Source organism: Streptomyces sp. CA-210063 (assembly GCF_024612015.1).
GTDB lineage: Bacteria > Actinomycetota > Actinomycetes > Streptomycetales > Streptomycetaceae > Streptomyces.
Genome location: NZ_CP102512.1, coordinates 8,215,053 through 8,230,424, shown reverse-complemented (window position 1 = coordinate 8,230,424; position 15,372 = coordinate 8,215,053). Strand labels below are relative to the sequence as shown.

At 70.6% G+C, this 15,372-nt stretch carries 13 protein-coding genes; all 13 read right to left on the bottom strand.

Going from position 1 to position 15,372, the window contains the following annotated elements; all coding sequences use genetic code 11:
- Positions 1-32: 32 nt before the first annotated feature.
- The 13 genes from JIX56_RS35960 to JIX56_RS35900 all read right to left on the bottom strand — a co-directional run bounded on the left by JIX56_RS35960 (position 33) and on the right by JIX56_RS35900 (position 15,363).
- Positions 33-2,102 carry a pectinesterase family protein gene (locus JIX56_RS35960; RefSeq protein WP_257546829.1) on the bottom strand — a complete coding sequence of 690 codons (2,070 nt, stop codon included), beginning with the start codon at positions 2,100-2,102 and terminating at the stop codon, positions 33-35.
- 38 nt (positions 2,103-2,140) lie between these two features.
- Positions 2,141-3,622, bottom strand: coding sequence for a glycoside hydrolase family 43 protein (locus JIX56_RS35955; protein WP_257551309.1), 1,482 nt, complete (start codon positions 3,620-3,622; stop codon positions 2,141-2,143).
- 128 nt (positions 3,623-3,750) lie between these two features.
- Entirely contained in the window at positions 3,751-4,596 is an 846-nt protein-coding gene (locus JIX56_RS35950) for a PmoA family protein (protein WP_257546827.1), read from the bottom strand.
- Complete coding sequence (locus JIX56_RS35945; protein ID WP_257546825.1) at positions 4,596-5,768, bottom strand: Gfo/Idh/MocA family protein; 1,173 nt, start codon at positions 5,766-5,768, stop codon at positions 4,596-4,598. Before JIX56_RS35945 ends, JIX56_RS35950 begins: the two co-directional genes overlap by 1 nt.
- On the bottom strand, positions 5,765-7,072 hold the full coding sequence (locus JIX56_RS35940; protein ID WP_257546823.1) for a pectate lyase family protein: 1,308 nt from the start codon (positions 7,070-7,072) through the stop codon (positions 5,765-5,767). The genes JIX56_RS35945 and JIX56_RS35940 overlap by 4 nt, the downstream gene beginning before the upstream one ends.
- Positions 7,069-7,971, bottom strand: a complete 903-nt coding sequence (locus JIX56_RS35935; RefSeq protein ID WP_257546822.1) for a carbohydrate ABC transporter permease — start codon at positions 7,969-7,971, stop codon at positions 7,069-7,071. Before JIX56_RS35935 ends, JIX56_RS35940 begins: the two co-directional genes overlap by 4 nt.
- The gene (locus JIX56_RS35930) at positions 7,968-8,915 is read right to left on the bottom strand and encodes a carbohydrate ABC transporter permease (protein WP_257546820.1); all 948 of its coding nucleotides are present in this window, start codon (positions 8,913-8,915) and stop codon (positions 7,968-7,970) included. The genes JIX56_RS35935 and JIX56_RS35930 overlap by 4 nt, the downstream gene beginning before the upstream one ends.
- A 183-nt stretch (positions 8,916-9,098) precedes the next feature.
- Entirely contained in the window at positions 9,099-10,829 is a 1,731-nt protein-coding gene (gene araD, locus JIX56_RS35925) for an L-arabinonate dehydratase (RefSeq protein ID WP_257546818.1), read from the bottom strand.
- Positions 10,817-11,728, bottom strand: coding sequence for a dihydrodipicolinate synthase family protein (locus JIX56_RS35920; RefSeq protein ID WP_257546816.1), 912 nt, complete (start codon positions 11,726-11,728; stop codon positions 10,817-10,819). Before JIX56_RS35920 ends, araD begins: the two co-directional genes overlap by 13 nt.
- A 171-nt stretch (positions 11,729-11,899) precedes the next feature.
- Positions 11,900-12,571 (bottom strand): GntR family transcriptional regulator, encoded by a 672-nt coding sequence (locus JIX56_RS35915; protein WP_257546814.1) that lies wholly within the window; start codon positions 12,569-12,571, stop codon positions 11,900-11,902.
- 160 nt (positions 12,572-12,731) lie between these two features.
- Positions 12,732-13,481 (bottom strand): MBL fold metallo-hydrolase, encoded by a 750-nt coding sequence (locus JIX56_RS35910; protein WP_257546812.1) that lies wholly within the window; start codon positions 13,479-13,481, stop codon positions 12,732-12,734.
- A 100-nt stretch (positions 13,482-13,581) separates the two neighbouring features.
- On the bottom strand, positions 13,582-14,181 hold the full coding sequence (locus JIX56_RS35905) for a TIGR03086 family metal-binding protein (protein ID WP_257546810.1): 600 nt from the start codon (positions 14,179-14,181) through the stop codon (positions 13,582-13,584).
- Between the two features lie 147 nt (positions 14,182-14,328).
- On the bottom strand, positions 14,329-15,363 hold the full coding sequence (locus JIX56_RS35900; RefSeq protein WP_257546808.1) for an aldo/keto reductase: 1,035 nt from the start codon (positions 15,361-15,363) through the stop codon (positions 14,329-14,331).
- Positions 15,364-15,372: the final 9 nt, after the last annotated feature.

Sequence of the window (15,372 nt, the reverse complement as noted above, 5' to 3'; positions counted from 1 at the left end):
GTCGCGAAGCGGACTCGACGGACTCGACGGACTCAGCGGCCGTCGCCCACGTCGGTGCGAGTGCGAGCGCGATGCGGCGCCCAACCGTCCGTCCCCGCGAGGTACCTGGCGACCGTGTACGCCGAGGCGTCCGCGTCCGCCAGCTGCGGCCGGTCGGCCGTGACACCGGCCCCCGGCCCGTACGTCCGGTACTCCGTGAACCGGGCGTCCTTCCACGAGAAGCCGCTCATGTCCGTCCACGGCGACGACTTGACCGCGGCGGGCAGCTCGGTGTCCCGGAACAGCACCTGGGCGATGGCGTTCGGCTCGCCGCCCGGGTGCCAGGGCCGGCCCAGGAGGTAGGTCCCGGGCGGCGCGTCACTGACGACCTTCGACTTGGTGATCAGGAAGCCGTACGGATTGTCCTTCCACGTCGAAGCGGCCGTGATGTAGCCGTTGTTGGTGTCCGAGCCCCGGCTGAGCGCCCTGATCAGGGAGCGCTCGACGACGGTGGTGGCGCGGCCGTAGATGAAGTCGACATCGCCCTCGATGTACGAGTCGCGGATGTAGACCCGGCTGATGACGTCGAGCTTGGGGCTGTCGGTCATCAGGGTGTCCTGGTTGCCCAGGAAGGCCGTGTTCTCGAAGACGATCCGGTCACCGGTCGTCTTCACCGCCAGCGCCTGCTCGCCGTTCAGCTCGTGCGCGGCTTCGTCGAAGTCGTTGCTGAAGGTGAGGTTGCGGGCGGTCACGTCACTGGCGAGGATCCGCACGGTGGCGCTGCCGTTGGAGCCGCCGTACGCGGCGGGCGTGTCGTAGACGATGACGGTGTCCGAGCGATCCTGTCCAGTCCCCTGCAGCACCAAGTTGGGCTTGGTGGCGGGGATGAGGACCTTCGCGCGGTAGGTGCCGGGCGCGATGCGGAGGGTGACCGTGCCGTCGTTGCCGTCGGGCACGGCGTCGACGGCGGCCTGCACGGTCGGGTAGTCACCGGGGACGTTCAGCACGGTGTTGGTGCCGATCCGCTGCTGCGGCCCGGAGATGCGTGTGACCAGCGCGGGGACGGCGGCGGCCGGGTCGAGACGGTAGTCGTAGAAGTCCTTCGGGTCGAAGGCCGTGCCCCATGCGTCCCGCCGTCCGCCGACGTTCTTCAGGATCGACCCGCGCTGCACCAACTCGGCGGTGGCGTCGGCCTGGTAGGGATGCTGGACACCGTCGTAGTAGCTGTTCTCGATGACCATCTTCGTCTTGCCGCGCGCCCAGTTCCCGTACGTCCACACGGGGTCGCCGTCGGCCACCTGTGCCGACAGGTAGTTGTTGTAGAGGTGCGCGTAGGCGCAGTTGTCGGCCGACGGGTTGCGCTGTTTGGTGCCGCTGAACCAGTTGTGGTCGATGGTGATCTCGGTCCGGACGTTCGTCGTCCAGCCGATCCCGAACGCCTTGTTGTGGTTCTTGAACTGGTTGTGGGAGACGGTGATGTACCGGCTGTCCTTGCGGATGTCGAGCAGCCCGTCGCCCATGTGCTCGAAGCGGTTGTGGTCGATCCAGACGTGGTCGACGGTGTCCATCTGGATCGCGTCGAAGTCGGTCGTCTTGCCGTCCCAGTCGCCCTCGACGTAGGAGTCCCGGATCGTCAGATTGCGGATGATGACGTTGCTGGTACCGGGGTTGAGATGCAGCTCGCCGTGGACGATCTCACCGGTGCCGCCGACGCCGACGATGGTCTTGTTCGAGGTCACGACGATGTCCGAGCCGAAGGGCGCCACATCGATCGCGCCGGCCACCCGGATGACGTACGGCTCCTCGGCGGACGCATATCTGGCGAGCGAGGCCTGGTCGGTGACCGTGACCACCTTCCCGCCCGCGCCACCGGTGGTACCGCCGTCGAGGGAGGCGAAGCCATGGGGTGTGTCGCTCCAGCCACCGGGGGGTCCGGAAGTCCTGGCCGTCTCGGCGGTCCCGGCCGTCCCCACCGCACCGGCGGTCTCCGGTGCCGCGTCGGCCGGAGCGATGGCTCCGAGCCCCAGCGAGGCCACCAGGGCGGCGACCGTGGCCAGGGACCGGCCCAGGCCCGGTCTGGACCCCGGCCGTTTCGGCAAGCGCTTGCTACGGAGGTGCGTCATTGCGGCTCCCAACAGGCGTACGGGTGACGTGAGTCGAGCTATGAGCGGGTGATCCGGAAGTGCGTGAACGTGGCCGCCCCGGCGTGGCCGCCGCCGGTGGGCGCGACCGCGAAGAGGCCGAGCAGGGCGCCGACCCAGCGCCAGGGGGTGGCGGCGAAGACCTGGCCCGAGGACTCCCACCCCTCCCCCACGTCGTAGGAGAAGCGGCAGCGTGCCCCGGCCGAGGTCTCGATCCGCAGCCGGGCCCGCCCTCCGGGCGCCGGGCGGGGGTGGTCGGCGTCCCGTTCCCGCTCGGCGACGGTCTCGGCGAACCGGTGGACGAGGTGCACGCTCCCGTCGGCACCTCGCTGGAGTCCGATCCAGCGGAACGCGTCCCCGAGCACGGCGAGCCCGGCCCGTGCCCCCGGCTCCTCGCTGTCGAGCCGTAGCTCGACCTCGATGACGGCCGGGATCCCCGGCAGCCGCTGTGTGAGCACATTCGCCAGTTTCCGCAGGTCGTGCGCGTGCACGGAGCGCACGCACGTGAGCCGCAGCCCGTCCCCGGAGTGCTGGGTGGCCCAGCCGTCCTGCGGGTTGGCGGTCCACTGCCACTGGCGTCCGAAGCGGCCGCCGGGGAAGTCGTCGTCGGTGGCGGGCGCGGCCGGCGGCTGCGGCGGCAGCTCCGGCTTGCGGTGGACGGCGACGGGGGCACCCTGATCGCCGAGCACGGGCCAGCCGTCCGGGCCCCAGCGCATCGGCTGGAGGTGGACGACCCTGCCGTACGCGCCCCGCTGCTGGAAGTGCGCGAACCAGTCCTCGCCGGCCGCCGTGCGCACCCAGCCGCCCTGGTGCGGGCCGTTGACCTCGGTGTCCTTCTGCTCCAGGACGATCCGCTCCTCGTAGGGGCCTAAGAACTCGCGGGAGCGGAAGACACCCTGCCAGCCGGTCTCCACTCCCCCGGCGGGGGCGAAGATCCAGTACCAGCCGTCGTGGCGGTAGAGCTTGGGCCCTTCCAGGGTGAACCAGCCGGGGAGCCGGTCCGCGTCGACGATCACCTTGCCCTCGTCGAGCAGCCCGGTGCCGTCGGGCCGCATCCGGTGCCCGGTGAGCCGGTTCTTGATCCCGGAGCGGGACTTGGCCCAGGCGTGCACGAGGTACGCCTCGCCGGTCTCCTCGTCCCACAGCGGGCAGGGGTCGATGAGTCCCTTGCCCTCCTTGACCAGGTGCGGGCGGGTCCAAGGGCCCCTGATGCCGGGGGCGTTGACCTGGTAGATGCCGTGGTCGGGGTCGCCCCAGAAGATCCAGAACCGGTCGTCGAAATGCCGGAGCGAGGGCGCCCACACACCGCAGTCGTGACGCGGAACCCTGAACTCGGCAGCCGGTTCGAGGTGTTGGAGCGCGTGGCCGACGAGCGTCCAGTTGACCAGGTCCCGGGAGTGGAGCAGGGGAAGGCCCGGGACCCGGCCGAAGCTGGAGGCCGTCATATAGAAGTCGTCGGCCACGCGCAGGACATCGGGGTCGGACCAGTCGGCGTCGAGGATCGGATTGCGGTAGGTGCCGTCGCCCTGGTCGGCGGAGAAGGCGGGCGCGGTGGCGGTGGCACTGGCCGTGGGGGCGGAGGCACTGGCCGTGGTGGCGGAGGCGCTGGCCGTGGTGGCGGATATCTCGCTCACGGGCTCACCGCCTTGCGGACGAGGGCCGCCGCCTCGCCCCGGTCGAGGGCGCCGTCGGCGACGACGGTGACGACCCGGCGTACGAGCGTCTCCCCCGGCTCGATCGGGACGCGCTCGGTGGGGGCGAGGGAGGAGCCGACGCCCGGGTACTCGTCGGCGCGCACGAACCACGGGTCGCGGCGGGTGGTGTCGGTGGCTCCGGCGAAGACGAGCGTCCAGTCACCGCCGACGAGAGCGAGCCAGTCGGCGCGACTGCCGTGGACCGCCGCTTCTCCCTCCGCCTCGGCGGTGAGGACGCGGGGTGCCGTGGCCTCCTTGCGGGCCCGCCAGAAGAAGCCGCCGTACGCGGCGCCGGGGCGGCCGTTGGTGGCGGGGCTGCCGATCGACACCGGCTCACCGGTGGTGTTGGTGAGGGAGAAGGTGAAGTCCAACGCCCAGGCGGCGTCGGTGAGTTCGGTGGCCGCGACCGTACGGCGTTCGCGCAGCAGCTCGGTGCCGGACGCCGCCCAGCGCAGCTCCTCGACGAAGCCGTCGGGGTCGCGCAGCTGGAAGGCGATGTGGCGCTGGGAGCCGTGGTTGTCGAGCTCGGTCGGGCCCTGGTCGCGGACGTAGGTCCGTCCGCCCCAGAAGTTGTGCCCCTCGACGTCGGGAACGGCGACACCGACGCCGAGGTGGTGGAGGTGGTCCGCGGGGCTCAGCTCGGTGACCGCCGTACCGGACAGGGTCGTGACGGGGTGCAGATAGGGGCGCGGGGAGAGCCGGCCCGGCAGTTCGGGCCGGGTGATGTACCGGCCCACCGGGCGGCCCGCCACCCGCAGCACCAGGGAGTCGTTGCTCGTCATCACGTGCTCACCTCTTTCGCTGGAGCTCCGGGGAGCGCCCAGGAGGCGCCCAGTTCGGAGTAGAGGGCGAGGGTGTCGGCCGAGGCGGCGACGAGGCCGTCGATGCCGTCGACGACCCGGCGGTCCTCGTCGGGCAGCTTGTGCCAGGCGTCGGCCGGGAGCGCGATCGGGTCGGGGGCGACGCGGATCGCCTCGACGACCTTCATGAACGCGCCGGTCGTGTCCGGCGGGACCAGCAGATCGGTGCCGTCGACGAGATGGTCGACGAGGTTCTCCAGCAGGTCCGTGCGGCCGTACTCGATCTCCTCCGGGCCGTGTCCGGCCCGCTGGACGAGCACGCGGTCCTGCTTGTACCAGAAGGTGATCCGGCCGCTGGTGCCGTGGACGACGTTGTACGGCTCGTCCGGGTGCTCGGCGCACAGCGTGGCGGCGACGGTGATCCGGCCGCCGTCGACGGTGGTGACGCGCACGCACGAGGTGTCGTCGGACTCGATGTCGTTGGCGCGCAGCAGCTCGGTCTCGATGGCGGTGACGTCCTCGGCACGCTGGGCGCCGCCGAGCGCGAGCCCGGTGGCGACGGCGTGCGCGAGGGGGTTGGTGAGCACCCCGTCGATCACGTCGACGCCGTTCAGGCGCCGCTTGCCGGCCCAGGGCGCCCGCCGGTAGTACGCCTCGGCGCGGGCCCAGGCCCCGGCGCCGCCGATGCCGACGACCTCGCCGATCATGCCGTCCGCGACCATCCTCCGGATCGCGGGTACGGCGTGCGAGCCCAGCGACTGGAAGCCGATCTGGCAGACCACACCCGCCGCGGCCACCCCGTCCGCCATCCGGCGGAACTCGGCGTACGACGGGGCCGGCGGCTTCTCCAGCAGGACGTGGACGCCCCGCTCGGCCGCCGTCAGGGCCAGGTCGGTGTGGGTGGGAATGGGCGTGCAGATCACGGCGATCGCGGCGCCTGTCGAGTCGAGGAGCGCCCCGAAGTCGGCGGACTGCTCGGGCGTGCCGAGGCCGTCCGGGATCTCGTCCGCGCCCAGCGGGGTCAGCTCGCAGATACCGGCGAGCCGGACGATCCCCTTGTCCGCGAGGCGGCGGATGTTCTCCAGATGCCAGCGGCCATGGCCTCGGGCGCCCGCGAGGACGAGCGGAAGCGGGGTGTGGTGGGTGACGGTCATCGGATCCTCCCTGCGCCCGCGCCGCGTGCCACCTCTCGGTCGGCCTTCCCGGCGCTGTCGATCTTTTGGTGCAGGGTAGGCGTCCAGCCCACGTCGGCCGTGAGGTCACGCTCGCTGCCGGAGTTGTAGGCGTTGTGAATGGCCAGAAGATCCACCGGATAGCCGTTGAAGAGGGTGCCCGTCTGGTGCAGGGCGGTGCCGTTCCAGCTCTTCACCAGGTCGGCGGCCTCGACATGGCCCGGCGTGGTGAAGGCGTTGTTCTCGGCGTACACGGCGGACTCGGTGGAGACGCCGAGGGAGTAACGGTAGTCGTGGGCGCCGTCCGGGACGACGTACCGGTTGTTGTAGAGGTGCACCTGCCCGAAGCGGACGCGCGGCGCGCGCTGCACGACGCCTGCGAACTCGTTGTGGTGCAGGGTCACCCGGAGCTTGCCCCGGTCGCCGGTGGCCGTGTCCCCGTTGCCGATGAGGATGCCCTTGTCGTGGTCGACGAAGCGGCTCCACGAGACGGTGACCAGGTCGGAGGCGTTGGTGATGTCGAGCAGGCCGTCGTGGCGGAGGTAGTTGCGGCCGAAGTACGTCGGCTCGTCCTCGTCGGGGTGTCCCTTGTCGGAGACGGTGACATGGTCGATCCAGACGTGGCTGGAGCCGCGCACCCAGATGTTGTCGTACGCCGTCTTCCAGTCGCCGAGGCCGCCGGTGTTGGGCTGCCAGACGGGGAAGCAGTCGTAGGCGTCCCGGAGTTCGAGGTTGCGGATGATCACGTTGTCCGCGCCCTTGAGCTGGAGGCCGGCGCCCTTCAGGACCGCCGAGGAACCGAGTCCGACGAGGGTGGTGTGGGAGCCGACGGCCAGCTCGATCCGCTCGGCCTGCTGGGCCGCCGACGCCTGCCGGGCCTCCTCCTGGGGGCCGCTGGGCTTGGCGGAGCCCCAGGTGCGCGGGTCGTAGGCGGCCAGGTACTCCTTCAGGTCGTAGCCGTCGGTCGCGTAGTCGTCGCAGTCGAGCCTCTCGCCGTCGTCGCCGGTGTTGGCGTCGATGGTCCCCGCGATCCGGATGATCTTCGGGGTGGCGCTGCCGCCGTCGAGCGCGCGGACCAGCTCGCTCCTGGTGCGTACGGTGAACACATGGGCGTCGTCGGCGGTGGAACCCCCCGTGGTACCACCGTCGGCCGCGGCCCAGCCGTCGTCCGCCGCGAGCGTGTCCCGGCCGATGTCCCGGGACCCGGCCCCGGCCGGGGTGGTGAGCGCGACGCCCAACATCCCTGCGAGGGCGACGAGTTGAACCCCTCTCCGCCGTATGGTCATCCCTTCACCGCCCCGGCGCTGAAGCCCGTGATCAGCCACTTCTGGATGAAGGCGAAGACGATGACCACCGGTACGGCGGCGATGATGCCGCCGGCCGCCAGCGCGCCCAGGTCGACGCTGTCCGCGCTGAGCAGGGTGTTGAGGCCGACCGGGATGGTCTGCTTGTCCTGGTTGCTGAGGAACATCAGGGCGAACAGGAAGTGGTTCCAGGAGTGCACGAAGGCGAAGGAGCCGACGGCGATCAGCCCGGGCCGCAGCAGCGGCAGCACGACCACCCGGAACGCGGTGAACCGGTTGCAGCCGTCCACCCAGGCCGCTTCCTCGAGGGAGTACGGCACGTTCTTGATGAAGTTGCTGATCAGGATGATCGACAGCGGCAGCTGGAAGACCGTCTCGGCGAGGATGACACTGCCCAGCGAGTTGATCATCTGCAGCTCGGCGAAGATCTGGAACAGCGGGACCAGGAGCAGTGCGCCCGGTACGAACTGGGAGCACAGCAGCGCCAGCATGAACGCGTTCTTGATCTTGAAGTCGAAGCGGGCGAGGGCGTAGCCGCCGGCCAGCGCGACGACCGTGGTCATCACCAGGGTGGCGACACCGACCAGGACGCTGTTCTGGAAGTAGGTGCCGAAGCTCCGCTCGTTCCACACCTTCTCGAAGTGCTCGAACGTGATGGGCCACGGCACGAGCGAGGTCGAGCCGGGCTTGCGCAGCGCGAAGAGCAGGATCCAGTAGAAGGGGACGAGGGTGAAGACGAGGTAGATCGACAGCGGCAGATAGATCTGCCAGCGCGGCACCTCGTCCCAGGCGCGGCGGACCTTGCCCGGTCGCTGCGGGGGCTCCTCGGCCGCGGGCGCGGTCCGGATCGGAGCGGTCTTCTCGGCGTCCTTGGTGATCACTTGGACTCGCCTCCGAACTTGCTCAGCCGCAGATAGACCATCGAGCAGAAGAGCAGGATCACGAACGCGACCGTGGTCAGGGCGGACGCGTAGCCGAAGTTGTGGGCGTCGACGGAGGTGTTGGCGATGTACAGCGGGAGGGTCGTGGTCTCTCCGGCCGGTCCGCCACCCGTCAAGGTGTAGAGCAGGTCGACGTTGTTGAACTCCCACACCGCGCGCAGCAGCGTGGAGAGGATGATCGCGTCCTTCAGGTGCGGCAGTGTGATGTGCAGGAACTGCCGGACACGGCTGGCGCCGTCGACCTCGGCGGCCTCGTACAGGTCCTTCGAGATGGACTGGAGGTCGGCGAGGATGAGGATCGCGAAGAAGGGGACACCGCGCCACAGGTCGGCGACGACGGCCGCCGAGAAGACGGTGGAGGTGTCGGAGAGCCAGCTGGTGCCGTACTCACCGATGCCCATGTCCGCGAGGTAACGGGTGATGCCCGTCTGGGAGTTGTAGAGCAGCACCCAGATCGCGGAGGTCAGCACCCCGGAGACGGCCCAGGGCGAGAAGACCAGCGCGCGGCCCAGGGCTCGCCCGACGAACGTCTGGTTGACGATGAGCGCGAGGGCGAGACCGAACAGCAGTTGGAGCGAGACCTCGACGACCACCCACTTGGCGCTGAACACCAGGGTGTCCCAGAACAGCGGGTCCTCGGTGAAGGCGTGGACGAAGTTGTCGAAGCCGGCGAAGCCGTTCCGCCAGGGCTTGGTGGGGTTGTAGTGCTGCAGGCTGTAGTAGAAGACGCTGATGACCGGGTAGGCGATGAAGCCCAGCATGAGCAGGGCGGCCGGGGCGATCAACAGGTAGGGCAGCCTGCGCGGGGTCGCGGAGGCACGGCGCCGCGCACGGCTCCGCCGGGGTGGCGCGGGGGGTTTCGCCACGGCTGCGGCTTGGGCCATGACTGGGGCTCCGTTTCTGGGTACGTCGTGGTGCGTTGTCGTGCAGGAAGCGCTTTCTCGATCTGCGTGGGTGTGCTGGATTGCGCGGTACGGGGTGCCACTTGTGGTGCGTTGGCGGATGCGGGTGCGTTGTGGCTTGTCGCGCAGTTCCCCGCGCCCCTTAAACAACCCGGGGTGCCTTCGTCACCCGGCGTACGGGTCCGGGACCTTGCCCGGTCTGGCCAGGAACTCGAAGTCGCAGCCGGTGTCCGCCTGGGTGATCTGGTCGTTGTAGAGCGCGCCGTAGCCGCGCTCGTAGCGGGTGGGCGGTGGTGTCCACTCCGCCCGGCGGCGCTCCAACTCCTCGTCGTCCACGTTGACTCGAAGCATGCGCTGGTCGACGTCGAGGGTGATCGAGTCGCCGGTGCGCACCAGGGCGAGCGGTCCGCCGACGTACGACTCGGGCGCCACGTGCAGGACGCAGGCGCCGTAACTCGTCCCGCTCATCCGGGCGTCGGAGATCCGCACCATGTCCCGTACGCCCTGCTTCAGCAGATGGTCGGGGATGGGCAGCATCCCGTACTCGGGCATGCCCGGGCCGCCCTTGGGTCCGGCGTTGCGCAGCACGAGCACGCTGTCGGCGGTGATGTCGAGGGACGGGTCGTTGATGGTCCGCTGCATCGTCCGGTAGTCGTCGAAGACGACCGCCGGACCCGTGTGCTTGAGCAGGTGCGGCTCGGCCGAGATGTGCTTGATGACCGCGCCGTCCGGGCAGAGGTTGCCGCGCAGGACGGCGACTCCGCCCTCGGTGGCGACCGGGTTGTCCCGGGTCCGGATCACGTCGTCGTCGTGGACGAGCGCGCCGTCGAGCTGCTCGCGCATCGTGTCGCAGGAGACGGTCGGCCGGTCCAGGTGGAGCAGGTCGGTGATCCGGGACAGGAACCCGGGGAGGCCGCCCGCGAAGTGGAAGTCCTCCATCAGGTACCTCTGGCCGCCGGGCCGGACGTTGGCCAGCACCGGGACCGTACGGGCGATGCGGTCGAAGTCGTCGAGGGTGAGCTTGACGCCCGCGCGGCCGGCCATGGCGATGAGGTGGATGACCGCGTTGGTCGAGCCGCCGAGTCCGAGGACGGTGGTGACGGCGTCCTCGAAGGCCTCGCCGGTGAGGATGTCGCTCAACTTCCGGTCCTTGTGGACCAGTTCGACGATCCTGAGCCCGGCGGCGGCAGCCATGCGGTCGTGCCCGGAGTCGACGGCCGGGATGCTGGACGCGCCCGGGACCGTGACTCCCAGCGCCTCGGCGGCGGCGGTGAGCGTGGACGCCGTACCCATCGTCATGCAGTGACCGGGTGAGCGGGCGAGCCCGGACTCCAGCTCGGTCATCTCGCAGTCGCCGATGAGCCCGGCGCGCTTGTCGTCCCAGTACTTCCACATGTCGGTGCCGGAGCCGAGGACCTCGTTGCGCCAGTGCCCCGGCAGCATGGGCCCGGCCGGCACGAACACGGTCGGCAGGTCGACGCTGGCCGCCCCCATGAGGAGCGCGGGCGTGGACTTGTCGCAACCGCCCATCAGCACGGCCCCGTCGACCGGGTACGAGCGCAGCAGCTCCTCGGTCTCCATCGCGAGCATGTTGCGGTAGAGCATCGGGGTCGGCTTCTGGAAGGTCTCGCTCAGCGTCGACACCGGGAACTCCAGCGGGAAACCGCCGGCCTGCCACACGCCCCGCTTGACCGCCTGCGCGCGATCACGGAGGTGCACATGACAGGGGTTGATGTCCGACCAGGTGTTGAGGATCGCGATGACCGGCTTGCCGAGGTGCTCCTCGGGGAGGTAGCCGAGCTGACGGGTGCGGGCGCGGTGGCTGAAGGAGCGTAGGCCGTCGGTGCCGTACCACTGGTGGCTTCTGAGTTCTTCCGGCTTCTTCACATCGACCACCCGGCGGCTATGGCGGCGACCTCGGCGCGTTCGTCCTCGGGCAGCTGCCTGCTGGGGGCCCGGACGTCGCGGCGGCAGAGGCCGAGGGAGGCGAGGGCCTCCTTGACGACGGTCACGTTGTTGGCGGAGCCGTTGGCGGCGCGCAGCTCCTCGAAGCGGCGGATCTGCTCCCAGACCTTCATGGCGCCCGGGAAGTCACCCGATCGAAGCGCTTCGATCATGTTCAGCGAGACGGCCGGGGCGACGTTCACCAGACCCGAGGTGAAGCCGGTGGCGCCGGCCGAGAAGTAGGAGGGCGCGTACGGTTCGGCGAGCCCGGCCACCCAGACGAAGCGTTCCAGCCCGGCGTCGCGGGCGAAGGCGGCGAAGCGCGCGGCGTCCGGGACGGCGTATTTGACCCCGATCACGTTCGGGCAGGTGTCGGCGAGTTCGGCGAGACGGGCGCCGGTGAGCTGCGCGTTGCGGATGTAGGGCACGACCCCGAGCTCGGGCACGGCCTCGGCGATCGCCCGGTGGTAGTCGACCCAGCCGCTCTGCGAGACGTAGGGGTGGACGGGCTGATGGACCATCACCATCTGTGCGCCGGCCTCGCGGGCGTGCTCGGCGGAGGCGATCGCGGTCGGCACGTCGTGTCCGACGCCGACCAGGAGCACGGCCCGGTCGCCGGCCTCGTCCATGGTCAACTCCGTGACCAGACGGCGCTCTTCGGGGGTGAGGGCGTAGAACTCACCGGTGTTGCCGTTCGGGGTGAGGGTGGTGATCCCGCCGTCGAGCAGCCGACGCAGCAGGGCCCGGTGGGCGCCCTGGTCGACGGTGCCGTCCTCGGCGAACGGCGTCACCGGGATGGCCACCACGTCGGCCAGAGCCGTCCGTTGGGTCTCGAACGTCACGCTGCTCATTGATGACCTTCCTCTTCGAGGACTGCGGAGGCTGTCGGGCTGCGCCACCCATGGGGCCTCTCGGCCTGGGGGGCTTCGTGGCTCATGGGGCTTCGCGGCTCACTGGGCCTCGTGGACTCGGGGGCTTGCTGGGCTGCGCGGGCCGTGCGGGTCGTCGGGCTCGCGGGCGCCCTAGGTCTGGCGGGTGTTCCCGGCTTCCTCCGCCTCGCGGGCCCCGGGAAAGGCCCGTTCGACGAACGAGGCGATGTGCGCGTGCAGGGCGGCGGCCGCGCCGTCGGCGTCTTGGTCGAGGGCGAGCCGCAGGATCTCCCGGTGCTCGGCGGCCTCCCGTTCCCAGGAGGGGTCGGCGGCCCAGGCGACGGCCGAGACCAGCGCCGCCTGGTCGCGTACCTCGTCGAGCATCCGGCCGAGCAGCGGATTGCCGCACGGCACATACAGCGCGCGGTGGAACTCCCGGTTGGCCAGCGACCGTTCGGCGGTGTCCGTGGCCTCGTCGGCCCTGGCCAGCGCGTCACTCGCCGCGTTCCACGAGGTACCGCGGCGCACCGAGCGCCGCAGGGCCTCCGGCTCCAGGAGCAGCCGTACGTCGTAGACCTCGCGCGCCATGTCCGCGTCCACCATGCGCACCGTGACGCCCTTGTACTGGTTCATCACGACGAGCCCGGTCCCGGCCAACGTCTTGAGCGCCTCACGCACGGGCGTCTTGGACACCCCGAACTGCGCGGCCAGCTCGGTCTCGACCAGGGCCTGACCCGGCGTCAACTGCCCGGTGAGGATGCGGTGCTTGATCCCCTCCAGCACGAACTGCGTGCGGGACGGGATCGGCATGGGCACAGAGGTCATGCGCGCCTCTCGATCTGCGTATGGGATCTCACGTATGCGATCTCACGTATGGGATCTCCCATATCGCGTCTCATATATGACGTACGAAGTACGACGCGTTGAAGGTAGGAGGGGCCCCGTGTTTCGTCAATGCTTCTGGCAAAAGAATGTGTGGTTGCCGTCACACGATCTTGGTGTCGCCCTCACGCGCGCTCTCGGTGGGACCCCCGAAGACCACGGCCGCCCGCCCGGTCGCCCCCTCGGGCGTCAGCGTGGGCCCCACATGCGTGATGAGCAGCCGGCTCGCGCCCTTGGCGTACGTCCCGGCCTCCTCCGGCGTGAGATGCACCCGGGGTTCGCCTTCGCGATGTGTGTCGACGTCCGCCTCGCACAGGAACAGGTCGGCGCTGCCGGCGAGCAGGGACAGCGCCTCGCACGGACCACTGTCCCCCGAGTACGCGAACACCCGCCCCTGGCACTCGGCGCGCAGCCCGTACGCCTCCCCGTCGTGGACGACGGCCCGGGCGGTGAGGATGAGATTCCAGTGCCGGACCGTGTGGCCGTCGTACAGGGGCCGGAAGTCGAACACCCCGCTCAGGAAAGCCGTGTCCGACCGCCCGAAGAACCCCGCGAGCCGCTCCGCGCAGTCGCCGGGCGCGTAGACGGGCAGCGGTGCCGGCAGGGTGAGGCCGCCGTAGGCGAAGCCGTACATCGCGGCCACCAGATCCGCGCTGTGGTCCGCGTGCAGATGGGAGATCCAGATCGCGGTGAGCCGGGTGGGGTCCGTGTGCCGCTGCAACTCGGCGAACGTCCCGAACCCCGCGTCCACCCATACCTCGGCGCCCCCGCCGCGCAGCAGATAGCCGGAGGCGGGCCGCCCCGGGCCGGGGTGCGGTGAGGCGGTGCCGAGGACGGTGAGGCTCAGGGGCATGTTCGGGAGCGTACGGACGCGGGCGGGGGCGCGCGCCGCGTTTGAGCGTTCTGTCTCGTGGACGCTCCTCCGGCTTGCGGAACCTACGGCTTTTGGGTCCCTAGGGCTTCCAGAACGGATCACGTCCGCTCAAACCGATCACCCGGTCCAGCAGCGGCGCGTCGTCCGGCACCGGCACCACGGGGCCGAAGATCTCACCGCGCCCGGGGTCGTCGACCGCCGCGGCGAGGAAGGAGTGCGTCGCCGCGAGAGCCGCCGGATCGGGTTCGTACGCCTGCCCGGTGGCCCGGGCGAGGTCCCAGCCGTGCACGACCAGCTCGTCCACCGCCACGGCACCGGCGACGGCCCCAGGCAGCGACACCCCGCCCGCCCGGGTCTCACCCGTCCAGGCGGCCGGGTCGCGCCAGGCCTCGGCGAGCTCGTCGAGCACCTGAGGCAGCTCCTCGCGCCAGCCCGGCCCGATGTCCGGCACCGCCGCCTGCGGGTCGGTGTCCGTCGTGGGACCCAGGTCCTTCCGGCCCGCGTCACGGAAGGCGATGGTCAGCCCGAGCAGATGCCCGAGGAGGTGGTGCACGGCGTACTCCGGGCACGGGGTGGGCTCGGAGAGCTGGTCGTCGCGGACGGCTCCGGCGAGGCGGGCGATGACATGGGTCTGGGGGGTGAGGTCGAGGGGGGTCGGGTCGGGGTCGTCGTGGCTCATGCGGTGCTCCTTGGATCGGCGGCGTGCCGGGGCCGGTGGTCTCCCCTTGTTCGTTCTTCGGTAGACCCCCGGCGTCCCGAGAACTCATCGCTCGCCACGCACCCGCTCCTGCCGGCGACGGGGCGGCGCCCCTCACCCGCTGATCGGTCAGCCCGTGGTGTCCTCCTTGAGCCGGTCGGCGTCGCAGTAGTCCTGGTGCCAGTACGGGTACGGCAGGGGCGGCGCGCTCGTCTCGTCCAGGGCGGTGCGCTCCTCGGGCGTGAGCGACCAGCGGGTGGCGGCCAGGTTGTCGGCGAGTTGCCGCTCGTTGCGGGCGCCGATGACGACCGAGGTGACGCCGCGCCGCTCCAGCACCCAGCGCAGCGCGACCTGGGCCGGGGACACCGCCCGCTCGTCGGCGATCTTGCGCAGTACGTCGATGGTGTCGAACGTACGCTCGGGGTCGACCGGCTCGAACCAGCCCACCGCCCGCCGCGTACCCGGCGGTGGCGTGGCGTCCCGCTCCTGGTGGCCGCTGAGCAGACCGCCCGCCAGCGGGCTCCACACCATGACGCCCACCCCCTCGGCCTCGGCCATCGGCAGCAGCTCCCACTCGACCTCGCGGGCGGCCAGACTGTACTGGATCTGGTGCGAGGCGAACCGCTCCAGGCCCCGCTGCTCGCTGGTGGCCAGGGCTCGGGTGAGCTGCCAGGACGTCAGGTTCGACGCGCCGACGTAGCGGACCTTGCCGGCCCGTACGAGGTCGTCCAGCGCCCGCAGGGTCTCCTCCCACGGTGTGCGGCCGTCCCAGCCGTGCGTCTGGTAGAGGTCGATGTAGTCGGTGCCCAGGCGGCGCAGACTGGCCTCGACCGAGCGCACGATGTGATGCCGGGACAGACCGCGGTCGTTCGGGCCGCCCTTGCCGTCCGGCATCTGCCAGCGCACCTTCGTCGCGATGATCGCGTCGTCGCGCCGGCCGGAGAGGGCCCCGCCCAGGACCTCCTCCGACTGGCCGGCGGAGTACATGTCGGCGGTGTCGAAGAAGTTCACGCCCGCGTCCATGCAGAGATGGACGAGCCGTCGGGCTTCGATGGTGTTGAGCTGCCCCATGTGCTGGAAGCCGTGCCGGCCGCCGAACGTCATGGTGCCGAGGCAGATCTCGGAGACCTGCAGGCCGGTGCGGCCCAGGTAGCGCGTACGCATGCGGATGGT